This window comes from Enterobacter sp. HSTU-ASh6 (assembly GCF_026319105.1).
GTDB lineage: Bacteria > Pseudomonadota > Gammaproteobacteria > Enterobacterales > Enterobacteriaceae > Enterobacter > Enterobacter sichuanensis.
The window spans coordinates 286027-311500 of the sequence record NZ_WSPD01000004.1 but is presented as its reverse complement, the minus strand read 5'-3'; the positions used below and the strand labels follow the sequence as shown (position 1 = coordinate 311500).

Genomic DNA, 25474 nt, shown 5'->3' with positions numbered 1-25474 from the left:
AGCGAAGCCGCCACCCGGCACTACGCGTGCGGCAAATTACGCTTTCGCTTTCGCCACGGTTACCATCGCAGCGCGAATGGTACGGCCGTTCAGGGTGTAGCCTTTCTGCATCACGCCCAGCACTTTACCGGCTTCAATCTCTTCAGATTCCACCATCGCAATGGCCTGGTGAACGTTTGGATCCAGCGGTACGTCGGTATCGGCAATCACTTCCACGCCAAACTTACGCACCACGTCGAGCATGGATTTCAGCGTCAGCTCGATGCCTTCGATCATCGCCGCGTTGTCCGGATTCGCTTTGTCAGCGACTTCCAGCGCGCGATCGAGGCTGTCGATCACCGGCAGCAGTTCGTTGACGAATTTCTCCAGCGCAAACTTGTGCGCCTTCTCAACGTCCTGCTCGGTACGACGACGCAGGTTTTCCATCTCCGCCTTGATGCGCAGAACACTGTCGCGTTCGCGATTCTGTGCTTCTACCAGCTGGGCTTCCAGATTCGCAATTTTTTCATCGCGCGGGTCCACCTGCTCAGCAGATGCGTCTGGCTCTACAGCCTCAACTTCATCGTGCTGTTCCGTGATAATTTCTTCAGGGGCTTGCCCCTCAGGCGTTTTCTGTTCTTTACTACTCATGAATTTCTCCGCGTTTTTCTGCATTCATCTCGCTAACTTCGCTTATTATGGGGATCAGTTTCCGGGATTCAAGGGAACAAGACAGATTGTCATCATTCATCAGGCACAAGGACCTCCAGAAAATGAATAATCATTTCAGGTGTATTGGGATCGTCGGGCATCCGCGTCACCCTACCGCATTGACGACACATGAAATGTTGTATCGCTGGTTGTGTAGCAAAGGCTATGAAGTGATGGTCGAGCAGCAGATTGCCCAGGAGCTGCAGCTGAAGAGCGTCAAAACCGGCACGCTGGCGGAAATTGGCCAACAGGCCGACCTCGCCGTAGTGGTGGGCGGCGACGGCAACATGCTCGGCGCGGCCCGCACGCTGGCGCGGTATGACATCAAGGTCATCGGCATCAACCGTGGCAATCTCGGCTTTCTCACCGACCTCGACCCGGACAATGCGCAGCAGCAGCTGGCCGACGTTCTGGAAGGCCACTATATCAGTGAAAAGCGCTTTTTACTGGAAGCGCAGGTGTGCCAGCAGGACTGCCAGAAACGCATCAGCACCGCGATAAACGAGGTGGTCCTCCACCCCGGTAAAGTGGCGCACATGATTGAATTCGAGGTTTATATCGATGAAATCTTTGCCTTCTCCCAGCGTTCTGACGGGCTGATTATCTCCACCCCGACCGGCTCAACCGCCTACTCGCTTTCTGCCGGCGGGCCGATCCTGACCCCGTCTCTGGATGCCATTACCCTGGTGCCGATGTTCCCGCACACGCTCTCTGCCCGGCCGCTGGTCATCAACGGCGACAGCACGATACGTCTGCGGTTCTCGCACCGGCGTAACGACCTGGAGATCAGCTGCGACAGCCAGATAGCGCTGCCAATCCAGGAGGGGGAAGACGTCCTTATTCGCCGGTGTGATTACCATCTGAATCTCATTCACCCGAAAGATTACAGCTATTTCAACACATTAAGCTCAAAGCTTGGCTGGTCAAAAAAATTGTTCTGATTTTGCATCCAGCACTTTACTGTATATAAAACCAGTTTATACTGTATGAAAACACAGTTATGGTTTTTCATACAGGAAAACAATTATGCTGGCACAACTGACCATCAGCAACTTTGCCATTGTTCGTGAGCTTGAGATCGATTTCCACAGCGGCATGACGGCGATCACCGGGGAAACCGGTGCTGGTAAATCCATTGCCATTGATGCCCTCGGCTTGTGCCTTGGCGGCCGAGCAGAGGGCGACATGGTGCGCATGAGCGCGAACCGTGCCGACCTGTGCGCCCGTTTCTCCCTGAAAGACACCCCTGCTGCTCAGCGCTGGCTGGAACAGAACCAGCTTGAAGATGGACGTGAGTGTTTACTTCGCCGCGTGATCAGCAGCGACGGTCGCTCCCGTGGCTTTATCAACGGCACGGCGGTTCCGCTTTCCCAGCTGCGCGAACTCGGCCAGCTGCTTATCCAGATCCACGGTCAGCACGCGCATCAGCAATTGGTTAAACCCGAACAGCAGAAAGCGCTGCTGGATGGCTATGCGGGTGAGTACGCGCTTACTCAACTGATGGCGGAGCACTATCGCCAGTGGCATCAAAGCTGCCGGGAACTTGCCCAGCATCAACAGCAAAGCCAGGAGCGCGCCGCTCGCGCAGAGCTGCTGGAATACCAGCTGAAAGAGCTGAATGAATTTAACCCGCAGGCGGGTGAGTTTGAGCAAATCGACGAAGAGTATAAACGCCTGGCAAACAGCGGCCACCTGCTCTCAACCAGCCAGAATGCGCTCAACCTGCTGGCGGATGGCGAAGATGTGAACCTGCAGAGCCAGCTGTATAACGTTCGTCAGCTGCTTACCGAACTGGTCGGCATGGACAGCAAACTCTCTGGCGTCCTGGATATGCTGGAAGAGGCGGCCATTCAGATCTCCGAAGCCGGTGACGAACTGCGCCATTACTGTGAACGTCTCGATCTCGACCCGAACCGTCTGTTTGAGCTGGAACAGCGTATCTCCCGTCAGATCTCGCTTGCACGCAAGCATCACGTCACGCCGGAAGAGCTGCCGGGCTACTATCAGTCTCTGCTGGAAGAGCAGCAGCAGCTTGACGATCAGGCTGACTCCCTGGAAACCCTCTCTCTGGCAGTGAGCCTGCACCATGAACAGGCGCTGGCGACAGCACAAAAACTGCACGACATCCGTCAGCATTACGCTCAGGAGCTGAGCCAGCACATCACGGACAGCATGCACACGCTGGCGATGCCGCACGGCATCTTCACCATTGATGTTCGCTTCGAAGAAAACCACCTGACGGCAGAAGGTGCGGATCGCATCGAGTTCCGCGTCACCACCAACCCGGGGCAGCCGCTGCAGGCAATCTCCAAAGTGGCCTCCGGCGGTGAACTGTCGCGTATTGCGCTGGCAATTCAGGTGATTACCGCACGTAAAATGGAAACCCCGGCGCTGATTTTCGATGAAGTGGATGTCGGGATCAGCGGCCCGACGGCGGCGGTAGTCGGTAAACTGCTGCGCCAGTTAGGCGAATCAACGCAGGTGATGTGTGTCACCCACCTGCCGCAGGTAGCGGGCTGTGGACATCATCACTTTATCGTCAGTAAGGAAACCGACGGCGAGATGACCGAAACGCACATGGAGCCGCTGGATAAACGTGCACGTCTGCAGGAGCTGGCGCGCCTGCTCGGCGGCAGCGAAGTGACGCGTAATACGCTCGCGAACGCGAAAGAACTGCTGGCGGCATAAACTTTTTCGGGATCTCAGGGTCATACAGAACAACAAAAACGCCGCCAGACCGGTTTCAAAGTGGGGCAAGGTCTATTATCATCGGCATATTACATATGAGCCGCGTTCTGCTCGGGCCCGAAAAGGAATCAAATCACTATGCGTTGTAAAATGCTGACCGCTGCCGCAGCGGTTCTTCTGATGTTGACCGCAGGCTGTTCCACTCTGGAGAAAGTGGTTTACCGTCCTGACATCAACCAGGGGAACTACCTTACCCCTAACGATGTGTCTAAAATCCGTGTGGGGATGACACAACAGCAGGTCGCTTATGCACTGGGAACCCCGATGATGTCCGATCCGTTCGGCACTAACACCTGGTTCTATGTCTTCCGTCAGAAGCCGGGCCATGAAGATGCAACCCAGCAGACCCTGACGCTGACCTTCAGCAGCGCTGGTGTGTTGACTAACATCGACAATAAGCCTGCCCTGACCAAATAACACGGTGTCAGAAATGCAAAAAGGTGCTCATTGAGCACCTTTTTGTTTTCTGTTGATCCCCTCGCCCCATTGGGGAGAGGGTCAGGGTGAGGGGAAGAAACCGCTACTTACCAGATTTCTCCGCACGCTGGCGACGCAGCTCTTTCGGGTCGGCAATCAGCGGACGATAAATCTCCACCCGGTCGCCCTCTTTCAGCACATCGCCGAGCTTCACCGGACGGCTGTAAATCCCGACCTTATTTTTCGCCAGGTCGATATCGCTGCGAAGCTCAAGGATACCGGAAGCGCGGATAGCCGCTTCGACGGTCGCCCCCTCTTCCAGCGTCACGCGCTGCAGGTACTGCTTCTCCGGCAACGCATACACCACTTCTACCGCAATCTTATGCGACACTGTAAACCTCTTTGGCGCGGGTGGTGAACGCCTGAACCATGTTCGAGGCCAGCTCTTTAAAGATGCGGCCAAACGCCAGCTCAATCAGCTTATTGGTAAACTCAAAGTCCAGATGGAACTCAATGCGACAGGCGTCAGCGCTCAGGGGCGTAAATTTCCAGCCTCCCATCAGCTTTTTAAACGGGCCATCCACCAGATGCATCAAAATACTCTGATTGCTCGTCAGCGTATTACGGGTGGTGAACGTCTTGCTGATCCCCGCTTTGGAGACATCCACTGCCGCCGTCATCTGCGTCGGGCCGGACTCCAGAACGCGGCTCCCGGTGCATCCCGGAATAAACTCTGGATAAGACTGAACATCGTTCACTAACTGATACATTTGTTCCGCGCTGTAAGGCACAAGCGCAGTACGGCTAATCTGAGGCATAGCATTTCCCATGGTCACACAACGGACAAATAATAACATTTATCACCTGTTAAAAAAACGCTAAGCCTCATCTCGTGCTAAGATAGCGCGTTAGACCTCACAGGACGCAATGAGGTGACTTTTTGAAATCAGATTACCGACGGCTTTACGACACTTATGACGAAGAAAAAAGCACATAAACCAGGCTCGGCGACCATTGCGCTCAACAAGCGTGCTCGCCACGAGTATTTCATTGAAGAAGAATTCGAAGCGGGCCTTGCGTTGCAGGGCTGGGAAGTAAAATCGCTGCGCGCCGGAAAAGCCAACATCGGCGATAGCTACGTGATCCTGAAAGATGGCGAAGCCTTCCTGTTCGGTGCGAACTTTACGCCGCTGACCGTCGCCTCCTCACACTACGTGTGCGACCCAACACGCACCCGTAAGCTGCTGCTGAACAAGCGTGAGCTGGAATCCCTTTACGGGCGCATTAACCGTGAAGGTTTCACCGTGGTCGCCCTGTCGCTGTACTGGAAAAACGCCTGGTGCAAAGTGAAAATTGGCGTCGCGAAAGGTAAAAAACAGCACGACAAACGTACTGACCTGAAAGAGCGCGAGTGGCAGCTCGACAAAGCGCGCATCATGAAAAACGCAGGACGTTGATTCTGCACACTTATTGTACTATTCAATAAGTTAGCGTTCCGGGCTGGTATCCAGGAAGTGAAATCTGGTATACTTAGTTCAACACTATTGGGGCTGATTCTGGATTCGACGGGATTTGCGAAACCCAAGGTGCATGCCGAGGGGCGGTTTGCCTCGTTAAAAGCCGCAAAAAAATAGTCGCAAACGACGAAAACTACGCTTTAGCAGCTTAATAACCTGCTCTGAGCCCTCTCTCCCTAGCTTCCGCTCTTAAGACGGGGATCAAAGAGAGGTCAAACCCAAAAGAGATCGCGTGGAAGCCCTGCCTGGGGTTGAAGCGTTAAAACTAATCAGGCTAGTTCGTTAGTGGCGTGTCTGTCCGCAGCTGGCGTGCGAATGTAAAGACAAACTAAGCATGTAGTACCGAGGATGTAGAAATTTCGGACGCGGGTTCAACTCCCGCCAGCTCCACCAAAATTCTCCATCAGCGATCACCAGAGTCGACTGATGAAGTCCTGAAAGCCCGCACGGCGCAAACCTTGCGGGCTTTTTTGTGTCTGTAGTTGCAGAAAAACAGCAACAGATAGCTTTAGGCAGTATTTTTTCGATTGTTGCAAACAACAGGCTCCAGCTCAAAAGTAAAAGCATTACCCCTGATTACTCAAAAGCCATTCGGCACCGTTAAAAAATCCAGCGACCAGCATTCGCCGATTCAATAAGCATACTCACTGTCAACGACTCGGGCGCATGATGATCGGTTCTTAGATAGCGGGGCAATATCGCATTTGGCAGGAAGCGAAACCCCTCATATGGAAAGTAACGATTAAAGACGAAGCCAGACATATCCACATCCAGACTTTCTGAATATTCCTCAAGGAAGTCAGACATGTCTTCCGGCAGTACACTTTGTTTCCCTGTGCTTACAGAGGTATCGTCCGCCATTTCCCAGAAGTGTTTTTTAATGAGTTCCCTGACGAGTGCGGCTTTGTCTGTCATTACCTTTCTCCTGGCCCAACGATAAGCTGATAACGGTGAATAACGTTATGGGTGATCATAGCAAGATCATAGGCCGTCAGTACGGCACCAACCCAACGGAGCCATCTCCCGATGTATGCCCCTATACTGGTTGTGTATGCCCACTCGCCACCTAAGCGTTTTGCCCAGGTGATGGTTCTACGGCCCTGCTTAAAACGCTGTCGGATAAGCGTATGAAGCCCAAGAGAAAGCGGGCTTGTTCCCCTGTTTGCAGCACCTGCCCCCAGTTTCCCGCTAACAGGGATTACCGGCAAGCTGACCAACATGGAAGCAATTGCCAGCAAGTCAATCACATCTCTAAACTGCTTTTTAAATTCATCCAGAAGAAGCTCCTCTTTATCGACGCTCATTCCATCAAAGAAGTATGTTCCGTTTAACTGTTCGGTCGTATCCATAACCTTTCCCTGTTTAAGTTGACGAACTAAATCCTAATACTGGCCTTTGGTACCGTCCAGAACATACACCTTAACGTTATCCTAATTTTGGGTTCAGACGATGCCACGACAAAAAATGTTGGGAAAAGATGCAAACCAGGTTCCCGGCATGAACAACTTTGCGCGTATTCAGGCTTCAATGGATACCAGAAATTGCCAGACGGCCTTATCATTCAATAGGGGGCGTTGGCACAACTATCGATGGCTTCGTCGGCAGTGCTTTTGCTGCATGGGTAACAGGACGTTTGTGGAAGTGATTATGCAACAGGTTAATTCAATATCTCTGGTTAAGGTTCGCGAAGCTACCGATGTATCCCAGGCTCAATCTGACGTTGTGCTCAATGGTAAAAGCACCGGCATTTTTGTACCGGGGAAGGTGCTTGAAGCAGCAGTCCAGGTTAATGAGCAGCGCTACATCCTGTTTCTGACAGATGACATTATTTTTGAAGAATCCCTGACGATAGCACTTATTGACGTTCAAGACGGGCTTAAAGAAATTGTTCATTTAGGAAATGAAGACTCGACAGGAACGTTTGCGGATCTCCAGGTTACTGACAATAGCGTGGATTTCAGGTTTATTGGGGATTATATCTGGACACTGAAAGTATCCGATTCACCTCGTCTGCGGCTTCCTTTTGTTTCCGATCCCAAAGGTGTTAAACGGGCGTCAGGTCTGAAAAAGTACATAACGATAACTGCCGCACCGGCGTCGGAAAACGTAAGCTGAAGTCACTATTTAACAGAATGAAAAAGCTTTCCGCTGAGCTGGATAAATGCTCCTGAGAAGTATGCAGACTCAGCGAATGATGAAGACCTGAAAGCCCAGAAAATTTCCCGGCGACACTGAAGCATCACCCCATTAAACATTCGTCCTCTCATGCTCAATGAGCCATTCTTTGCGTGAAATTCCCCCTCCGTAACCCGTCATCGCGCCATCTTTTCCAATTATCCTATGACAAGGGATCACAATCGCAATCCGGTTTGCACCATTAGCAGCAGCGACGGCGCGCACAGCATTTGGCTTATTAAGCCGCAGTGAAATGGCCTGATAGTGTGAGGTCTGTCCATAGGGAACTGCACGCAGTTCTTGCCAGACGGATTGTTGAAAATCACTGCCCGGAGCATCTAAAGAAAGATCAAACTGTCGGCGCGTTCCGGCAAAATACTCGCCAATCTCTTTTACTGCCTGCCGGGTATGGCTGTTTTCTCCGGTGACAATTCTGGCGTTAAATAACCGCTGAATATCGCGAAATTCTGTTTCTAACATCCGGCGATCGGTAAACTCCAGCAGGCAGACTCCCCGCTCTGTCGCACAGACAAACATCGGCCCAAGCGTGGTGGTAAACCGGTGAATAACAATCACCTGGGTTGTCTGAGTCGGCGCTGCGCCAGTAAGCCGCTTGTAGGTATAACCAAACCCGCTCAGGGATTCATAGCCATTGTCCAGCGCAACGTCCGTCGCCGCGCGTCCGCTTTTCAGCTCCTGCAGGGCAATGTTGACCCGCTGCATTCGCTGGAAAGCCTGAAAAGTGATGCCGTGATGTTGCAGGAACCAGCGCCTTACCCGCTCCGGACTGATGCCATGCTGACGAAGCTCCGCGTCGGTTACGCGGGATTTAATATCGCGCCTGACAAGCGCAAGCGCCTGTTCAACAAATAATGGCGCGCTGTGCGCATTTTCAGCGGGTCGGCAGACCTTACAGGGACGAAAGCCGGCCGCAAGGGCAGATTTGGCATCTTTATAAAACTCAACATTTTCGCGTTTGGGTTTTCGTGCCCGACATACCGAAATGCAGAATACGCCCGTGGTTTTGACGCCAACAAAAAATACGCCAGTATATTCTGAAGCACGCTCAAGTAATGCCTGATACCAGATATCGCATAAATTCTTATCGGTTATTTTCATCACTAAAAAGTCCTTCAAACGTCTGACGAGATCGGATCGCATGCATGACGTCAAACAGCGTTGACTGCATGGCCGAATGAACAAAATTGCCCATTGAAATGCGGCTTACCCCGGCCCGTTTCAGCCTGTCGAATGACGGAAGATCGGGCATGCACATCACATTCAGAGGCAGCCCCGTTGCCTCTGCAATGAGGCTGATGTCTTTCTCTGACGTCAGGCAGGGAACAAAAAGGCCGTCAGCCCCTGCAGCTTTATAGCGCTGACCCCGTGATATTGTCTCCTGCAACGCATCTTTATGCCCGAGCAGGTAAGTATCAGTCCGGATGTTCAGAAACAGGCGACAATTTTCGCTTCTCAGCGCATCACATACTGTGCTCAGAATACGGGAAAAATCAGAGGCATCGTCAAGCTGACGCACCCCGTTTATGACTCTGCTGTCTTCAAGGTTAACGCCTGCTACGCCTGTCTCAGCAAGGCGCCTGAGATTAGCTGCTATCTCTTCGGCTGAATCCCCATACCCTGCTTCCATGTCAACGCTCAGGGGCAGTTTACTGACAGCCTGGATACGGGTGACCATATAAAATAGCTCATCAAACGGCATTCCCTGCCCGTCTTCATATCCCAGTGTGGACGCGATTGCTGCGCTGGACGTTCCCAGTGCCTGATAACCTGCTTCTTGCGCTGCGACAGCACTGGCAGCATCCCAGACGTTAGCGATAAGAAGGGGATCATGCGGGTTGTGGAGGTCTGCAAAGTTCATATTCATATCCTCTCGATAGATTGAAAATGAATCTAAGCATTCCGCCAGAGTGTCACAACCGAAATTCAGACGACCATTTTTTCGCAAACGTCATCTGAACGCGGGGGCGAACCAGAGTGATACCTTTCAGGGTCACGTTCTGGCTTTCAGCATGGCAAGCACCGCCCAACAGGCAGATAAGCAGACGAGGCTCTCCGACATGTTCCCCGGTGAAAGCATGGAGCAGATGGCCCAGTGTTCCGGCGAGCGCAAAGCGCTGCGCCATGAACAAGCGAGCCGCCAGCGAGAAGGGAGTGGATCCGCGAATCAGCCTGAAATGTAAGCCTGAGTTGCTCTGCAAAACTTCTGTGTAACTCGGGTAATGTACTAAGCATACTTTTTCCTGTTCACAAAAAAGACAAAGCATTACAGAATATCGAGTGATTTATATTCAGGCCAGAAATTTTGAAGGAACAGTCATTTTTCATTAAATGAACAGAGGGTTAATTCGCTCTTATTAAACGCCAGGCTTTATACGTTAATTTGAGGGGAGTCATCCAACAGAAGATCCCAAAGATAAAGAGTACAGCAACACCTGATGAAATGATATTTTCGCGGGAAGCGAAGCACACCGCCAGGATGAACAGAACAGTGAGCACGATTGAAAGAATGAAAGTACCTTTAAAACGGTTTGATAGTGCCGGAAGCAAAATATCCAATGTGGTATTTTGTGTATCCACATAGCGTTTTAGCTTTTGCAGCTCTTCTTTGGTGAAACCCGATCTAAGCAACGTTTCTTCCGTTATCGCCATACCATTCCTCTTCCCTCTAATCAAAGCCAGTATACCGTTACCTTTGCAAAAAAAAACCGACCAATTGACCAGTATTTTATATTGCTCCCCCCATCCCTTTGACCAACATCAACGACACCTCCCCTTCCCCTGTGGAGAATAAAAAATCCACACCACCCAGCGCTACGGATTAGCCGCCCCAACCCGGAAGGAACCTCACCATGTACAGACCCATCGTCGTCATTCTCTTCATTCTCCTGACCCTTGCCGCCCTCATTGAAACAGGCGTTTTATCCTTTGGATAATCCTCAAGAGAAATACCGCTCATCACGGCACATTGATCTCATTACAGTTTTTTCCTAAAGCCATCCCGTTTCGTCTGTGCCAGGCTGAATCACGCTCATAACCGATAACGTTAAATGAGGATATTATGAAAAAAACAATTATCGCATTATCTGCCGTTCTGCTGGCTTCTCCAGTATTTGCTGCGACCACACATGCAACTGACGATACCGTCGCGGCGGCGAACGCAAACGCCAACGAGGCGAAGCAAAAACTGCATGAAGAGCAGAACAAAGGTGAAGAGCTGAAGCTGAAGCAGAAACACGCTGCGGAAGGTAAAAGCGAAAGCTTTGGCAGCAAGGTCAGCGAAGATTCCCAGAAAGCCTGGCATAAAACCAAAGAAGGCACCGAGAAAGGGTGGGATGCCACCAAAGAAGGCGCTGAGAAAGGCTGGAACAAAACCAAAGAAGGTGCCAGCGAGCTGGAAAAGAAAGTCACTGAGTAATCCCTCCGAAAGGCCGCCCACGCGGCCTTTTTTATTCCCTGCCGCTTTGCTTCCCAACGTCTACACTACTCACAAGACGCCTCTGATAACGCAAAAAAAAGTCGAATAGATCCCGGGGGTGACGCGTTTACTCCCAGCCCCCCTGACTGAGATCCTGAGATGCTACGACGCCTGGTGATATTGCTGATTCTGGTTTGTCCGTGGGCGTTGGCTGCCCCGACAAGCTACCTTATCGATACCGAAAACACCGCCATTCGGCTTTCGTGGCATGCCTTCGGCGGTATTCTTTCCTGGGCGACATTCAGCGGCGTGACGGGTGCCGTAACGCTCAATCCGGATAACGACCTCGACGACCATATCCACGTCACCATACCCGTGGCTACCCTGGTGGCCTCAAACAAGCTGCTCACCTGGCAGCTGAAAAGCGATATGTTTTTTGATGCAGAGCACTACCCGACTATCGAGTTCATCAGCTCCCGGGTGGTCGCCCGGGGCGCCGGGCGGTTCAGGGTGTTCGGCACGCTGACCGTACGCAACCTCGCCCGCCCGGTGATCCTGGAGGCGATAGTGAAAGACCCGCATGCGCTGGCCCTCACGCTGGATGCCACCACCGCGATATCTCGCGCGTCCTACGGGATGGATAAATTTGCGCTGGTCGTTGACGATCGGATTGCCATCGCCATTGCGATACAGACGAACACGGTGCCGTCATCCTGAGATCGCACGCTGCAGCTGTTCCGCGTTTTCCCGCAGGTGAGACGACGGGTTGCGGCCAATCAGGACAAACTGGTAGCCCGCATCCTGCCACCACGCCAGGTTCATACTATGCCGCTGCTCCTGACGCAAAGAGGCCGTTGTCTTCTCATCGACAGGAGAGATACAGAGCGCCATCGGGCCGTAGTCGGCGTTGATCCACGCAACCTGCGCGATCGAGGTGGTTTCATAGCGCAGCATCCGCACCATTCTCAGCTCTGCTCCCTGCAGGGTTAGCTGCGCCATCTGCAGTTTTATACCGATATCCTGCGCGGCCCGTTCCAGCCCGCGCTGCAGGACCGGCGCTGCGCTGTCCATATCCAGCAGGGTCTCCACGCTGTACAGGGACATATATTGTGCTTCGAGGTCGCGGATATGGGCGTTCTCATCGTCAGGGGCGGAAGCAGGACGCAGCAGATACCCCAGCCCGGAACCCACCAGCAAAAAACTGACCGAGGCGGCAATCAGCGCCCGCCTGCTGACGCCGGGCGGTGTGGAGGCCTGCGGGTCGGGAAGTGCCGCCAGACGCGCCTCCATCTCTGCCAAAGGCGCGTCGTCCAGCAGAGAGGCAAACGCTCCGGCGTAATCCTCGCTGCTTTTCATCAGCTCGGCAGTCCGCCCGGAGAGGCGTTCGTCACGCTTCAACTGTTCTTCAAACTGCTGCGCGTCGGCGCGGCACATCTCGCCATCTATCCATGCCACGATAGCTTCGTCGTTATAGGGCGGTGTAAAACGGTGCGAGTTCAAGAGCGTTTCTCCTTTACCGGAGGCAATACATCGGCGGACCTGGCAAGCGTTGCCCGTGCCGTGGCCAGCCGGCTCATCACGGTACCGACTGGCACCGCCAGGGTGTCCGCCGCCTCCTGGTAGGTAAAGCCTTCGACATAAACCAAAAATACCGTATTGCGCTGAGCTTCAGGCAGCGCGTTAACGCGCTGCATCACTTTCAGGTAATGCAGGCGCGTTTCAGCCTGCTCACGGGTGTCCGGTGCCAGAAGCTCGTCGCTGGCGACAAATCCCTGCCCCTGACGGACATGCCGCGCCCGGAGCTCGGAGATCCAGATGGAGTGCAGGATCGCGAACAGCCACCTGTCGATGCGTGTACCCGGCGTATACTGGCTGCTTCTTTCAAGCGCGCGCACGCAGGTGGACTGAACCAGCTCTTCGGCGATATCCCGGTTTCGCGACAACACCAGCCCATAGCGCCAGAGGCGCGGCAGGTGTGCGGCGAGCTGTTGACGAACCTCACGGCTAGCGATGGGTTTTCCCTCCACGAGAAAATCAGGATTCCGGATGTCCGTTAATGGCCGCCTGCAGGTCACGGTACTCCTCGCAGGAGTGGCCACAAATACCGGCAATCACCTTCAGTTGTTCTTTCGCGAGGTCAGGCCGTCCTTTCACCATCCACGCTTCACCGAGGTATTCCCGGGCTTTGGCATAATCCGGGGCGATAGCCAGCGCACGCTGGTAGTAACCAATCCCTTCATCCGTGCGGCCAAGCTTACGGGTGGCATACCCGCGATAGTTCCACGCTTCTGCCGTGTTGCCGTTTTTCAGGGAATCCAGCAGGTTCAGCGCCGCCTGGTACTCTCCTTTTTTCGCGAGATGGTACGCATAGTGGGTTTTGTCCTGGTCGCTGAGGCTGCTGCTCTTGTCCGGCACGCATTTCTGGGTTGAGCTGTCATACACCTGTCCGGACGGACAGTCAGGCGTTTTGCTCTCGGTACTATTATCGCCCATGGCCAGCGCCAGCGGAGACAGCAGGGAAAAAATCAGCAGCGGGACAAGACGAAACGAGGTGGTGTTCATATTTAGCTCCTGAGTCAGAAGAGAGTGACGTCAGTAAACGCCCGACTGATGATTTTTATTCATTTTCCGGTTCATTTTTTTACGGTCTTAACATCAGGCTGACGTTATCGCCGCAGTGAAAATGAATCAGGTTATATTCATTTTTGTCTTCTTAATGTTATTCGTTTCGCGTGATAGCAGAAATTCAAGCGGGCATAAGAATATATTTCATTTTTTAAGTGATATAATATATCTTATATCAAAAATGTTACCCTAACTTAAATGCACATTAAGCATGATTAAATAGTACCGTTTTTAATTATTTTCACCCCGCCTCCCTACCAATTATCACACTACATCAAAAAAGAATTTAACAGCGTCTGACATTCAAGCAAAAACCTTTAAAAACATAAAGATAGATATGTTGTTTTATAAACACCATGAATACATTAATACACCTTTGATTTTTACCTCGTTATTTCCCAACACTTAAGTTGCAGATTCAGAGTTTTCTGGCTATATCATTTTTATATCCTCGAAAACCAATTCCTCTATTAATTACAGGGTTTTATACGACGAAAAACACGAATTAAAACTGATCGCTTTCATATGTCATTAGATTCGCTCTGATGTTGCCACTCTGAATCCTGGCGGGCATCGTGCGCCCTAAAAATAACGGTGAGTGCTGCTTTATAACAGCCACTCCGCCGGGAGCGCGCTTTACCCTTCACGCAGATGGCTCATCTCGCTCGCCGTTCACGACAACGCTGCTGGAGTCAAAAATAAATGAGCCAAATCTCTGTTATATCGAAACTTACCGGTGTGGAAACCACCACGGAAGGCACTCAGGTAACCCTGAACCATTCCTCTATCGTTGAGCTTAAGGTTGAGCGAGCTAATGTCGCCGATTTCGCCCGCAGCGGTAACGATCTGGTGATCACGCTCCACTCCGGCGAGGTGATTACCCTTAAAAATTTCTACGTCACCGATGCACAGGGGGCGAGCCAGCTGGTTCTGCAGGACAGTGAAGGCGTGCTGTGGTGGGTCCAGGATCCCGCCGGTGCGGCCACCTATGAATCCATTGCCTCTACTGATGTCCTGCTTGCGGCGTCAGGCAGTGATGCCGGTGGTGCCGCCATCTGGCCATGGGTACTGGGTGGCATTGTCGCCGCGGGCGGCATCGCGGCGGCGGCAAGCACCGGAGGCGGTGGTGGTGGAGGTGACGATGACAACAACTCGAACCCCGGCACGCCGACAAACCCTTCCGATCCGGATACCACGCCGCCGAATGCCCCAACCGGCCTTCAGTTCTCTGCGGACGGTAAAACCGTCACCGGTAGCGCCGAACCTGGCAGCACCATCACGCTGAAAGACGCCAACGGCAACGTGATCGGCACCGGCAAAACCGGCAGCGATGGTAAATTCACCGTCGACCTGGGAACACCACTGACCAACGGCGAACAGATCACCGCCACCGCAACGGATCCGTCGGGAAATACCAGTCCAGGCACGACGGTAACCGCCCCGGACACCACCGCGCCGGATGCCCCGGATATCCTGATCGTGAACGACGATGCGGGCGCCACGGCTGGCCCGCTGGAAAACGGCCAGCGTACTGATGATGCCCGCCCGACCTTCAGCGGCATCGGCGAGCCCGGCAGCACCATCACCTTTACGATAACGGCAAGCAGATTGGCACCACCAAAGTAGATGCCAAAGGGAGCTGGAGCTTTACCCCCACCAGCGATCTCGCCAACGGCAGCCACACCATCACCACCACCGCCACCGATGCGGCAGGCAATACCAGCCCGGCATCCGGTGCCGTTAACTTTATCGTGGATACGGTCGCGCCAGGCGCACCTGTTATCACCAGCGCAACGGACGATGTTGATCCGGTGACCGGATCAATCAGTAACGGCGGCAGCACCAACGATCGGCGACCACAAATCAGCGGCACCGCAGAGGCGGGCTCCACGGTGACCATTTATGATGGCTCTGTCGCCATTGGCACGGCGGTTACCGGCAGCAACGGCGTCTGGACCTTCACTCCGCCGGTGGATCTCAGCGAAAGCACGCATCAGCTTACCGCCCGGGCAACGGACGCCGCCGGTAACAACGGTCCGGCGTCCCCGGTCTACACCATTACTGTCGATCTCACCGCGCCTGGCACCCCGACTGCGATTGTGCTGAACGATGATACGGGTCTCATTAAAGGGGCGATTACCTCGGGCCTGTTCACCGATGCCTCTCAACCGATTCTGGCAGGGCGAGGCGAGCCCGGCGGGACCATCTCCCTCTACGATAATGGCGTACTGGTGGGCACAATTAAGGTCCAGCCTGACGGCACCTGGAGCATCAAGCCAGACAGCCCGCTTGCAGAGGGAGCCCACTCGATCACCGTACAGGTCACCGACGCGGCCGGTAACACCAGCGCGATGTCGCAGCCGATCAATTTCATTGTGGATACCACTCCGCCAGCCATGCCTGTCATTGCCCTTAACCCTGAGGGCACGCAGATCACCGGCACCGCCGAGCCTAACAGCACCATTGTGATCACCAACAGCGACGGCGTTGAGATCGGCCGCACGAAGACAGACGGCAACGGTAATTTCGTTGCCACGCTGACGCCTGCGCAAACCAACGGCCAGGAGATCTCTGTCGTGGCCTCCGACGCCGCAGGTAACCAGAGCCCGGCCGCCACCGTCACCGCCACAGACACCACCCCGCCTCAGGCACCTGGCAACCTGCAGGTCTCGGAGGACGGACAAAGCGTCAGCGGCACGGCGGAAGCTGGCAGCACCGTGACCATTAAAGGGCCGGACGGCACGGTTATCGGCACAACCACCGCCAATGATGATGGCACCTTCAGCACACCGATCAGCCCGGCCCAGACCAACGGTGAGGTGCTGACCGTCATCGCGACCGACGGCGCCGGCAATGCCAGCCTGCCGAACACGGCCACGGCACCCGATAACACTGCTCCTCTGGCACCGGACAACGTGGTGGTTTCCGGCGATGGCACCACCGTTACCGGGACCGCAGAAGCGGGCAGCACCGTAACCATTCGCCAGGGGGATGTCATTGTCGGCCAGGCCGTTACCGACGACCAGGGCAACTTTAGCGTGACGCTGAATCCGCCAAAAGCCAACGGTGAAGCCCTGACCGCAGATGCAACCGACCCTGCCGGTAATACCGGGCCAACCACGCCGGCTCTCGCGCCGGACATTACCCCGGCGCAAACCCCGGTGATTGTCTCGGTTGTCGATGACGTCCCGGGCACCACGGGCACCATCGCTCAGGGTGGGCTGACCAACGATGCAACGCCAACCATCAGCGGCACCGGCGAGGCGGGCACGCGGCTCTATATCTACAGCGGCAGCGATCAAATCGGCACGCTGATTATCCCCTCTTCCGGCCAGTGGAGCTTTACCCCGACCGTGCATCTGCATGAAGGCGGCCATGTGCTGAGCGCGACGGCCATCGACGCGGCAGGCAACGCCAGTGGGACGTCTAACACCTGGAGTATCACGGTCGACAGCGTCGCCCCTGGCACGCCGGTCATCACGCAGGTGGTGGACAATGTTGAAGGCCGCACCGGTGCGCTTGACGTGGGTGAAACCACCAACGACCCGACCCCGACGCTCAACGGCACCGCTGAACCGGGCGCGACGGTCACCATTCGTCTGGACGGTAACAGCATTGGCACGGCGGTCGCCGACAGCAACGGCGCATGGAGCTTTACCCCCGCCACCCCGATTAACAATGGCTCACATACCTTAACCGTCGTCGCGACCGATGCGGCAGGTAACAGCAGTTCACCTTCCGGCGGCTTTACCTTTACCGTCGATATCACGCCGCCGCCTGCGGCGACCATCGCCACCGTGACCGATAGCGTGGGCGACGTGCAGGGCCCGCTCAGCAGTGGCGATACCACGGATGACACCCTGCCGCAGCTGCAGGGCAGCGCGCCAGCGGGTACCATCATCACCGTCTATGACGGCGATACCCTGCTCGGTACCGCTGACCTCGACGGCAACGGCGGCTGGAGCTTTACACCAACGACTCCGCTCACCGATGGCCCGCATTCGATCACCGTCCATGCCACGGATGCCGCCGGGAACACCACCGTCTCCGATCCGTTCGAGCTGGTAGTGGACACCGTCGCCCCTGCCACGCCGGACACCCCGGCCGTCACCGTTAATCCGGATGACACAACGCCAACGCCGCTGAACCCGGGAGAAGTGACCCGCGATACCACCCCAACGCTGAGCGGCACCGGAGAGGCGGGTGATACCGTCGCTATCTATATCGGCGGCGTCAAAGTTGATGAGGTCCCGGTAGGCAGCGACGGCAACTGGAGCTGGACGCCAACGACCCCGCTGGATAACGGCACCTATGACATCACCCTCACCGTCACCAACAAGGATGGCGCGGGCAATGAAAGCGCCCCGTCCCAGCCGGTGACCATCACCATTGATACCGACGCACCGGCCACGCCTGATGCCCCTACCGTGACCGACAGCGTGAGCCAGATAACCGGCCCGGTTGCCGATGGCGAAACCACGAACGATCCGCGTCCGGTACTCAGCGGCACCGGTACGGCAAACGACGTGATTATTATTTATGACAGCATTAATAATCAGCCTGCCACCGAAGTGGGTCGCGTCACCGTAGACAGCAATGGCAACTGGAGCTGGCGTCCTGAGAGCGATATTGACGAGGGAAGCCACCAGTTTACCGCCACGGCGACAGATGAGGCGGGCAACGTTTCGGCCACCTCACCCGGCATTACGATTACCGTTGATACCGTGGCACCGGACGTTCCGGTCATTGGTGCCGTCGGCGGCGGAGCAAATGGCAGTACGATCACGGACGCCACGCCTACCGTTGGCGGAACCGGCGTCAACGGCGAGACGGTGATCGTCTATAACAACGGCGTCGAGGTGGGACGTGTTGACGTAACCAATGGCGAATGGTCCTTCACCCTGCCGGCCCAGACCGACGGTCCGCTGAACATCACCGTGGCGGGCGTTGACGCGGCGGGTAACGTCAGCGCCACCAGCCCGGTCTTTACCGTCACGCTGGATACCGTTGCGCCTGAAATACCGCAGATTAACGCGATCTCAGACAGCCAGTTCGCAAACGACACGCTTTACACCCGCGACAGCACGCCAACCCTCACCGGTACGGGCGAACCGAACAGTACGGTGATCGTCTCCGTGGACGGCGTACCATCACCTGTAACGGTGACGGTACAGCCGGATGGCAGCTGGAGCTGGACCGCGGGCAGTACGCTGTCGGATACCCCCCACACCTTTACCGTCTCTGCGGTTGACCCGGCGGGTAACGCCTCCGGCAGTTCTGCACCGCTTAGCGTAACGGTGGATACCTTCGCGCCGGCAGACCCGATCAATATCAACGTGGCCGCGCAGGGCACGCCACTGACGGGTACGGCGGAAGAAGGTGCCACCATCACCGTAAAAGACGGTAATGTGGTCATTGGTACCGGTGTCGCCGCCGCTGACGGCAGCTTCTCCATCGCACTCAGCCCGGCCCAGCAGGACGGTAAAACGCTGACCGTGATCGCCACCGATGAGGCAGGCAACGGCAGCCCCGGCGCGAGCTATACCGTCACCGGTACGTTGCCGGGCCTGCCGGAAGTACCGATCATCACCGACATCACTGACAATATCGGGGACGTAACGGGCAACGTGCTGGGTAAAACCTCGGACGATACCGCCCCGGTCATCAGCGGAACGGCCCCTGCCGGCAGTCTCGTCACGCTCTACCTGGACGGCAGTTTGATCCCGCTGACCACAATTACGGCGGGGTCAGGCGGCACATGGAGCTATCAGCTGCTCGTACCGCTGAGCGCAGGCGATCACTTCTTTGAAGCGACCACCACGGTCCTCCCCTTTACCAGCGGCCGTTCCCCGGCCGCCACGGTGACCATCGACCTCACCGCCCCAGACACCCCAACCATAGGCGCGGTGATTGATGATGTCGCGCCGGGCACCGGCCCATTGACCAACGGCCAGGCCACCAACGACAACCAGCCGACCCTTACCGGCACCGGCGCGGTGGGCGATACCATTTCCGTCTACAGCAACGGCGTGCTGCTGGGGACCACGCAGGTTGGCAGTACGGGCACCTGGAGTTACACGACGCCTGTGCTGGCGGAGGGTAATAACGTCCTGACCATCCGCGAGACCGATCCGGCCGGAAACCAGAGCGGAGATTCGACGGGCTTTACCATCGTGGTTGATACGCTCTCCACCACACCGGTGATCACCAACGTCACCGATAATGTCGGCAACGCCCCCACCACCGTGGTCAGCGGCGATCCGACTAACGACGCGACGCCAACGATTACCGGTACGGCAGATGCGAACAGCGTCGTGACGATCTTCGATGGCGGCACGCAGATTGCCGTGGTCACCGCGGATGGCACCGGCGCATGGTCGTTTACCCCTGAAACCGCCCTCGGTGAAGGGCTGCACAGCTTTACCGTTATCGCCACCGATCCGCAGGGTAACGTCAGCCAGGTCTCCAACACCTGGGGCGTGGTGGTTGACCTGACGGCTCCCGGGGTTCCTGTGCTGGATACCGTCAGCGACAACGCGGCGGGCGGGATTGTCGGGAATCTCACGACCGGCCAGGTCACCAATGACGCGACGCCAACCCTCACCGGGAGAGGTACCGCGGGCAGCACCATCCACATTCTGAACAACGGCGTGGAAATTGGCACCGCCCCGGTAGACAGCAACGGCAACTGGAGCTTTACCCCTGACCCGGCGCTGGGGGATGGCAGCTATAACATCCGCATCAACGCCAGCGATGCCGCCGGTAACGTCTCCGCCAACTCGCCGGTCTTCGTCTTCACGGTCGATACTACGGGCCCTTCCGCGCCGGGGATCACCAGCGTGATTGACGATGTCGGCCCGGTGACCGGTACGCTCACGTCAGGTAACAGCACCAACGATGCGCGTCCAACCTTCAACGGCACGGGCGAAGTCGGTTCCACGGTGCATATCATTGTGGACGGAAGTGAAATTGGTACCGCGGTGGTCAACGCTCAGGGGAACTGGACGTTTACTCCGGGCACCGCGCTCGGCGAGGGGGCACACGCCATCACCTTCAACGCCACCGACGCCGCAGGCAACACGGGCGCCACCACGGCACCGTTTAACCTGACGGTGGACACTGTCGCGCCGTCAGCACCGGTGATCTCCACCGCGGCGGACAATGCCGGCAGCGTGCAGGCCCCGCTCACCTCCGGCCAGAGCACCGATGACACCACGCCAACGCTGACGGGCACGGCGGCGGCCAATGCCACCATTACGATTTACGAGAATGGTCAGCCGGTCGGCACCGCCACGGCGAACGGCAGCGGCGCATGGAGCTTTACGCCGTCCACACCGCTGGCGAATGGCAGCCACACCTGGACCGCCACGGCCACCGATGCGGCGGGCAACGTCAGCCCGGCCTCCTCTGGCTTCACCCTGGTGGTGGATACTACCCCGCCAAACGCGCCGGTTATCAGCCAGGCGATTGACGATGTGGGCAGTATCACCGGCGCACTCAGCTCCGGGCAGACCACCGACGACACCGTGCCGCGCCTTGTCGGAACCAGCGAGCCGTTTGCCACCGTCAATATCTATGAAGGTGCAACACTTGTGGGAACCGGCACCGCGGACGCCAGCGGAAGCTGGAGTATTCTGCTTAACACCACCCTGGCGACGGGCGCGCACAGCTTCACGGCCCGCGCGACGGATGCGGCAGGCAACACCAGCGTTCCGTCAGCGACCTTCAGCCTGACTATCGACACCACACCGCCTGCGCAGCCTTCGCTGAGCAGCATTGTGGATGACGTCGGTAATGCCGCCACGCCGATCGCCAACGGCGGATTAACCAACGACGCGCAGCCGACCCTGACCGGTACGGCGGAAGCGGGCGCGACGGTGAAAATCTTCGATAACGGCGTGCAGATTGGCAGCGTGACCGCCACAGGCGGGGCGTGGAGCTTTACGCCAACCACACCGCTCGCGAACGGCCAGCACAGCCTGACCTTCACCGCCACGGATGCGGCCGGCAACGCCAGCACTCCCACCACCGGGTATGTGATCAACGTCGATGCCACCGCGCCAGCGGCGCCGGTCATCAGCTCGGTCGTGGATGATGTGGGCAGCATCACCGGACCGATAACCGGCGGCAACCCAACCAACGACGCGCGTCCAACGCTGAACGGTACCGCGGAAGCCAATGCCACCGTGCGCATCTACGACGGTGCTACCCTGGTTGGCACGGTCACCGCCGATGCCAACGGCAACTGGACGCTGCCGCAAACCACCACTACGCTGGCGGAAGGCTCGCATACCTTTACCGCCACCGCCACGGATGCGGCGGGCAACACCAGCGTGGCATCGGCTCCTACCACCATAACGGTGGATCTGACCGCACCTGGCGCACCGGGCAGCCTTGCGGTCATCACCAACGGGACGCACGTGACCGGTACCGCCGAAGCGGGCAGTACCGTCACCATCACCAGCAGCACCGGCACGGTGCTCGGTACCGCAACGGCGGACGGCAGCGGCAACTTTAACGCGACCATCTCCCCGGCACAGACCGACGGTGAATCCCTGCTGGTCTACGCCACCGACAAGGCCGGTAACGCCAGCCTCAGCGCCTCGGTCACCGCGCCTGTTACGCCGATCCCGAACGCGCCGGTTATCGCCAGCATCAACGATAACGTGGGCACCGTGACCGGCAATCTGACCAACGGCAAAACCACTGATGACACCACGCCAACCCTGAGCGGGACGGCCCTGGCGGGCTCCACCGTCACGCTGTATAACAACGGCGTGTCAATGGGCACCGTGGTGGCCGACGGTTCGGGCAACTGGAGCTTCACCACTCCGGCGTTAAGTGAAGGCGCTCACGCCTTTACCGCCACCGCGAGTAACAGCGCCGGTACCAGCCCGGTCTCCGGCGCGACCACCGTGATCGTCGATCTCACCGCCCCAACGGCGCCGACGGGCACCTTCAACGCCGACGGCAGCGTGTTGACCGGCAACGCGGAGGCCGGCAGCACCGTCACCATCCGTCTTGCTGACGGCACCACGGTGACCACCACCGCGGGAAGCAACGGGACCTACAGCTACACCTTCCTCAACAAGCAGACGGAAGGCCAGACGCTGCAGATCACCGCCACCGATGCCGCGGGGAATACCTCGCAGCCGGGTTCAGCCCTCGCGCCGGTGGTGCCGCTCTCCGCCAGTAATAACGTCGAAGAGCTGGATCTCAGCACCACCGCCACCGTCACCAACAGCCAGTACAGCGATTACGGCTTCCTGCTGGTGGGTGCGGTGGGCAATGTCCTGACGCTGCTGGGGAATGACACCGCTCAGGTGGACTTCACGGTAGGCAGCGGCGGCAGTGCCGACATCGTGGTGAATGCCAACGCCACCGGCGCCGTGCTCTCTCTGCTCAACACCCTTGAGCTGGTGGTGCAGCGTTTCGATACCGTCAATGGCACCTGGACCACGGTGGTCGATACCGGCCAGCCGCAGTTCGCCGACCTGCTGACACTGGGGGCCACCGGCGTATCGCTGAACCTCACCGGGCTGGCGAACGGTGACTACCGCGTGCTGAGCTATAACACCAACCTGCTGGCCACCGGCTCGTACACCAGCCTCGACGTGGCGGTGAAAGAGACCAGCGCGGGCACCGTCACCGGCGACACCAGCCTGAACGGCAACGTGATCCTCGATACCGACCCCACCGCGGGGAGCGACAACGCCCCGGCAGGCACGACGGTCTCCGCCGTCACCAACGCGCTGGGGGTCACCACCAGCGTGAACGCTGACGGCACGGTCGTACAGGGGCAGTACGGTACGCTGACCATTAACCGCGACGGCAGCTACACCTACAACCTCACCGACACCAGCGCCGCGGTGATAGGCCGCACGGAGAGCTTCACCTACACCATTACCCATAACGGCATCAGCGCGTCGGCAAACCTCGTGCTGTCGCTCGGCGCGGGCAGCGTAACGAACGGCATTGTCGCCGTTGACGATACGGCTTCCCTGACCTTCGACACCAGCGTACACGCCATCGACAACGGTACCTCGTCGCAAAGCGGCTTTACTCTGGTGGGGATCAATCTCGGCAACACGCTCGGGCTGAACCTGCTGGACGACATGACCAACCCGATCATCTACAACGTGGAGGAAGGCACCACCCGCACCATGACCATCCAGGCCTCCGTCGGCGGCGTGGCGCTGGCGTCGGTGTTCGATCTGTACGTCTATAAGTTCAACAACGCCACCCAGACCTTCGAGCAGGTTCGCGTTGAATCGGGCTGGCTGCGCGCCCCGCTGCTGGGCGGCACGTCACCACAGCTGACGCTGAACCTGCCTGCCGGGGAGTATCTGTTCCTGCTCAATACCGCGGCGGGGATCACCGCGCTGACGGGCTATACGCTGAGCGTTCTGCAGGATCATGTCTACAGCGTGGCGAGTATCAGCGAGACAACCACGGGCGACGTGCTGACCAATGACCCGGTTCCGGCAGGGACGGTAGTCTCGGAAGTGAACGGCGTGGCGGTCAACAGCAGTGGCACCACCACCATTCAGGGGGAATACGGCACGCTGACCATCGATTCGTCCGGCCAGTACACCTATACCCTGAAGAGCGGCATGGGCGCGGACCATATCAGCACCCCGGATACGTTTGTCTACACCATTACCGCGCCAGACGGGTCGAAGGATACGGCGACGCTTAACATCACCCCAACCGCGCGGGCGATGGATGCGGTTAATGACGTCAGCGCCGCGATGGACGTGACCTCGGTACACCACACGTCTACCTACTCCGATACCACCGTGGGCAGCGCCCAGTGGACGACGGCGCTGTTCTCGTCCACCCAGGGCAGCGGAAGCGGCACCTTTGTGGTGGATCCAAACACCGCGCTGCATAACGCGTCGCTGCACTTTAGCGTCTCCTCGCTGCTGGCGCTGGGCGGTCTGACGGTGAACTGGGCGATCAGCGACGCCAACGGGGTGATCCGTAACGGCTCCTTCAGCGGCGGTTCGCTGCTCGGCGGCAATATCGACGTTCCGCTGACCGGGCTGGACCTGAGCGCCGGGACCTATACGCTGAGCTATACCGGCAGCGTACCGGGGCTGAGCGTGGGCACCATCACCATTACCCCGAGCGTCAACGGCACCACCTACTCGCTGACCCAGTTCGATTCAACCAGTGGCCACACGGTTGACGGCAACATCTTCGACGGCACGGATTCTGCCGGGGCGATGGATCAGCTGCACTCGGTGGACACCCGCGTAAGCATTACCGGGTACAACGGCGTGACCACCACGCTGGATCCGTATACCGGCAGCACCACGGTGAACGTGGTGGGCCATTACGGCACGCTGGCGATTGGCGCGGACGGCCACTACACCTACACCCTCAATACCGGGGTGTCGCTCTCATCCATCACCTCGAAGGAAACCTTCAACTACACCCTGACCGATGCCAACGGGAAAACGGACAGCGCCACGCTGACCATCAATATGGCGCCGCAGTTCATCAGCTCTGAACATAACGACGTCATAACCGGTACGGCCTACGGCGATACGCTGATTTACCAGGTGCTGAACAGCACCGCAGGCAACGCCACGGCGGGGAACAGCACCGGCGATCACTGGACCAACTTCTCGCTGGCGCAGGGGGATAAAATCGACATCGGCGATCTGCTGGTGGGCTGGAACGGTAGTGCCTCAACGCTCGGTAATTATCTCCATGTTACTAATAGTAATGGCAATACCGTGATCTCCATCGACCGCGATGGGACAGGAACCACCTACGCTAATAGTGCACTCGTTACGCTTGATGGCGTTCAGACCACCTACGACGAGTTAGTCAACCAGCACCACATCGTTACCTGATA

The 25474-nt window shown here is 57.1% G+C and carries 20 protein-coding genes, 1 other RNA gene and 2 pseudogenes; 11 read left to right on the top strand and 12 right to left on the bottom strand.

The window, feature by feature from the left end; genetic code table 11:
* Window positions 1-36: 36 nt before the first annotated feature.
* A complete protein-coding gene (gene grpE, locus GM298_RS07115) occupies window positions 37-630 on the bottom strand; it encodes a nucleotide exchange factor GrpE (protein ID WP_008502499.1) in 594 nt (197 codons plus the stop codon).
* 122 nt (window positions 631-752) lie between these two features.
* Here grpE and nadK point away from each other — a divergent pair, with 122 nt between their 5' ends.
* The 3 genes from nadK (at window position 753) to bamE (ending at window position 3855) form a co-directional block, all read left to right on the top strand.
* Window positions 753-1631, top strand: coding sequence for an NAD(+) kinase (gene nadK, locus GM298_RS07110; RefSeq protein WP_008502500.1), 879 nt, complete (start codon window positions 753-755; stop codon window positions 1629-1631).
* An 85-nt stretch (window positions 1632-1716) separates the two neighbouring features.
* The gene (gene recN, locus GM298_RS07105) at window positions 1717-3378 is read left to right on the top strand and encodes a DNA repair protein RecN (RefSeq protein WP_266153845.1); all 1662 of its coding nucleotides are present in this window, start codon (window positions 1717-1719) and stop codon (window positions 3376-3378) included.
* A gap of 138 nt (window positions 3379-3516) precedes the next feature.
* Window positions 3517-3855, top strand: a complete 339-nt coding sequence (gene bamE, locus GM298_RS07100) for an outer membrane protein assembly factor BamE (RefSeq protein ID WP_008502502.1) — start codon at window positions 3517-3519, stop codon at window positions 3853-3855.
* Window positions 3856-3958: 103 nt separating this feature from the next.
* Here the strand turns inward: bamE and GM298_RS07095 are convergent, their stop codons facing one another.
* Window positions 3959-4246, bottom strand: a complete 288-nt coding sequence (locus GM298_RS07095; protein WP_025759268.1) for an RnfH family protein — start codon at window positions 4244-4246, stop codon at window positions 3959-3961.
* Window positions 4236-4673 (bottom strand): type II toxin-antitoxin system RatA family toxin, encoded by a 438-nt coding sequence (locus GM298_RS07090; protein WP_003863117.1) that lies wholly within the window; start codon window positions 4671-4673, stop codon window positions 4236-4238. Before GM298_RS07090 ends, GM298_RS07095 begins: the two co-directional genes overlap by 11 nt.
* A 156-nt stretch (window positions 4674-4829) precedes the next feature.
* Between GM298_RS07090 and smpB the strand changes: the two genes are divergently transcribed.
* Both smpB and ssrA read left to right on the top strand, forming a co-directional pair.
* On the top strand, window positions 4830-5312 hold the full coding sequence (gene smpB, locus GM298_RS07085) for an SsrA-binding protein SmpB (RefSeq protein WP_024908331.1): 483 nt from the start codon (window positions 4830-4832) through the stop codon (window positions 5310-5312).
* Between the two features lie 89 nt (window positions 5313-5401).
* Window positions 5402-5765, top strand: a transfer-messenger RNA (tmRNA) gene (ssrA, locus tag GM298_RS07080).
* A gap of 207 nt (window positions 5766-5972) precedes the next feature.
* On the opposite strand, the gene GM298_RS07075 is transcribed toward ssrA, so the two are convergent.
* A complete protein-coding gene (locus GM298_RS07075; protein WP_266153844.1) occupies window positions 5973-6287 on the bottom strand; it encodes a DUF1493 family protein in 315 nt (104 codons plus the stop codon).
* The gene (locus tag GM298_RS07070; RefSeq protein ID WP_266153843.1) at window positions 6287-6721 is read right to left on the bottom strand and encodes a hypothetical protein; all 435 of its coding nucleotides are present in this window, start codon (window positions 6719-6721) and stop codon (window positions 6287-6289) included. The genes GM298_RS07075 and GM298_RS07070 overlap by 1 nt, the downstream gene beginning before the upstream one ends.
* Window positions 6722-7019: 298 nt before the next feature.
* On the opposite strand from GM298_RS07070, the gene GM298_RS07065 reads away from it, so the two are divergent.
* A complete protein-coding gene (locus GM298_RS07065) occupies window positions 7020-7487 on the top strand; it encodes a hypothetical protein (RefSeq protein ID WP_266153842.1) in 468 nt (155 codons plus the stop codon).
* A gap of 132 nt (window positions 7488-7619) precedes the next feature.
* Here GM298_RS07065 and GM298_RS07060 read toward each other — a convergent pair whose 3' ends face one another.
* From GM298_RS07060 to GM298_RS07045, 4 genes and pseudogenes are all read right to left on the bottom strand, one after another.
* On the bottom strand, window positions 7620-8666 hold the full coding sequence (locus tag GM298_RS07060; RefSeq protein WP_266153841.1) for a bifunctional transcriptional activator/DNA repair enzyme AdaA: 1047 nt from the start codon (window positions 8664-8666) through the stop codon (window positions 7620-7622).
* Entirely contained in the window at window positions 8650-9426 is a 777-nt protein-coding gene (locus GM298_RS07055) for an isocitrate lyase/PEP mutase family protein (RefSeq protein WP_266153840.1), read from the bottom strand. The genes GM298_RS07060 and GM298_RS07055 overlap by 17 nt, the downstream gene beginning before the upstream one ends.
* 115 nt (window positions 9427-9541) lie before the next feature.
* Window positions 9542-9800: pseudogene (locus GM298_RS07050) on the bottom strand (nucleotidyltransferase domain-containing protein); the annotation flags it as partial.
* Between the two features lie 108 nt (window positions 9801-9908).
* On the bottom strand, window positions 9909-10217 hold the full coding sequence (locus tag GM298_RS07045) for a hypothetical protein (protein ID WP_266153839.1): 309 nt from the start codon (window positions 10215-10217) through the stop codon (window positions 9909-9911).
* Between the two features lie 409 nt (window positions 10218-10626).
* On the opposite strand from GM298_RS07045, the gene GM298_RS07040 reads away from it, so the two are divergent.
* A complete protein-coding gene (locus tag GM298_RS07040; protein WP_008502540.1) occupies window positions 10627-10983 on the top strand; it encodes a hypothetical protein in 357 nt (118 codons plus the stop codon).
* A 159-nt stretch (window positions 10984-11142) separates the two neighbouring features.
* Window positions 11143-11700, top strand: coding sequence for a YceI family protein (locus GM298_RS07035; RefSeq protein ID WP_266153838.1), 558 nt, complete (start codon window positions 11143-11145; stop codon window positions 11698-11700).
* On the opposite strand, the gene GM298_RS07030 is transcribed toward GM298_RS07035, so the two are convergent.
* Genes GM298_RS07030 through GM298_RS07020 form a run of 3 tightly spaced genes read right to left on the bottom strand, consistent with a single transcriptional unit; the run spans window position 11692 to window position 13545 of the window.
* On the bottom strand, window positions 11692-12483 hold the full coding sequence (locus GM298_RS07030; protein ID WP_266153837.1) for an anti-sigma factor family protein: 792 nt from the start codon (window positions 12481-12483) through the stop codon (window positions 11692-11694). The two genes, GM298_RS07035 and GM298_RS07030, sit on opposite strands and share 9 nt — an antisense overlap.
* The gene (locus GM298_RS07025) at window positions 12480-13010 is read right to left on the bottom strand and encodes an RNA polymerase sigma factor (protein WP_262783929.1); all 531 of its coding nucleotides are present in this window, start codon (window positions 13008-13010) and stop codon (window positions 12480-12482) included. The genes GM298_RS07030 and GM298_RS07025 overlap by 4 nt, the downstream gene beginning before the upstream one ends.
* Window positions 13011-13017: 7 nt before the next feature.
* The gene (locus tag GM298_RS07020) at window positions 13018-13545 is read right to left on the bottom strand and encodes a tetratricopeptide repeat protein (RefSeq protein WP_126800651.1); all 528 of its coding nucleotides are present in this window, start codon (window positions 13543-13545) and stop codon (window positions 13018-13020) included.
* A gap of 765 nt (window positions 13546-14310) precedes the next feature.
* Between GM298_RS07020 and GM298_RS23325 the strand changes: the two genes are divergently transcribed.
* The 3 genes and pseudogenes from GM298_RS23325 (at window position 14311) to GM298_RS07015 (ending at window position 25472) form a co-directional block, all read left to right on the top strand.
* Window positions 14311-15234, top strand: coding sequence for a BapA/Bap/LapF family prefix-like domain-containing protein (locus GM298_RS23325; protein ID WP_416347217.1), 924 nt, complete (start codon window positions 14311-14313; stop codon window positions 15232-15234).
* A pseudogene (locus GM298_RS23320) lies at window positions 15216-15308 on the top strand (Ig-like domain-containing protein); the annotation flags it as partial. The gene GM298_RS23325 and the pseudogene GM298_RS23320, both read left to right, overlap by 19 nt.
* Before the next feature lie 51 nt (window positions 15309-15359).
* Window positions 15360-25472, top strand: coding sequence for a BapA/Bap/LapF family large adhesin (locus GM298_RS07015; protein WP_416347216.1), 10113 nt, complete (start codon window positions 15360-15362; stop codon window positions 25470-25472).
* Window positions 25473-25474 lie beyond the last annotated feature (2 nt).

Excerpts from the sequence above, each read along its gene's own strand:
- grpE (WP_008502499.1), bottom strand. The coding sequence starts at position 630 with ATGAGTAGTAAAGAACAGAAAACGCCTGAGGGGCAAGCCCCTGAAGAA.
- nadK (WP_008502500.1), top strand. The coding sequence starts at position 753 with ATGAATAATCATTTCAGGTGTATTGGGATCGTCGGGCATCCGCGTCAC.
- recN (WP_266153845.1), top strand. The coding sequence starts at position 1,717 with ATGCTGGCACAACTGACCATCAGCAACTTTGCCATTGTTCGTGAGCTT.
- bamE (WP_008502502.1), top strand. The coding sequence starts at position 3,517 with ATGCGTTGTAAAATGCTGACCGCTGCCGCAGCGGTTCTTCTGATGTTG.
- GM298_RS07090 (WP_003863117.1), bottom strand. The coding sequence starts at position 4,673 with ATGCCTCAGATTAGCCGTACTGCGCTTGTGCCTTACAGCGCGGAACAA.
- smpB (WP_024908331.1), top strand. The coding sequence starts at position 4,830 with ATGACGAAGAAAAAAGCACATAAACCAGGCTCGGCGACCATTGCGCTC.
- GM298_RS07075 (WP_266153844.1), bottom strand. The coding sequence starts at position 6,287 with ATGACAGACAAAGCCGCACTCGTCAGGGAACTCATTAAAAAACACTTC.
- GM298_RS07070 (WP_266153843.1), bottom strand. The coding sequence starts at position 6,721 with ATGGATACGACCGAACAGTTAAACGGAACATACTTCTTTGATGGAATG.
- GM298_RS07065 (WP_266153842.1), top strand. The coding sequence starts at position 7,020 with ATGCAACAGGTTAATTCAATATCTCTGGTTAAGGTTCGCGAAGCTACC.
- GM298_RS07060 (WP_266153841.1), bottom strand. The coding sequence starts at position 8,666 with ATGAAAATAACCGATAAGAATTTATGCGATATCTGGTATCAGGCATTA.
- GM298_RS07055 (WP_266153840.1), bottom strand. The coding sequence starts at position 9,426 with ATGAACTTTGCAGACCTCCACAACCCGCATGATCCCCTTCTTATCGCT.
- GM298_RS07045 (WP_266153839.1), bottom strand. The coding sequence starts at position 10,217 with ATGGCGATAACGGAAGAAACGTTGCTTAGATCGGGTTTCACCAAAGAA.
- GM298_RS07040 (WP_008502540.1), top strand. The coding sequence starts at position 10,627 with ATGAAAAAAACAATTATCGCATTATCTGCCGTTCTGCTGGCTTCTCCA.
- GM298_RS07035 (WP_266153838.1), top strand. The coding sequence starts at position 11,143 with ATGCTACGACGCCTGGTGATATTGCTGATTCTGGTTTGTCCGTGGGCG.
- GM298_RS07020 (WP_126800651.1), bottom strand. The coding sequence starts at position 13,545 with ATGAACACCACCTCGTTTCGTCTTGTCCCGCTGCTGATTTTTTCCCTG.
- GM298_RS23325 (WP_416347217.1), top strand. The coding sequence starts at position 14,311 with ATGAGCCAAATCTCTGTTATATCGAAACTTACCGGTGTGGAAACCACC.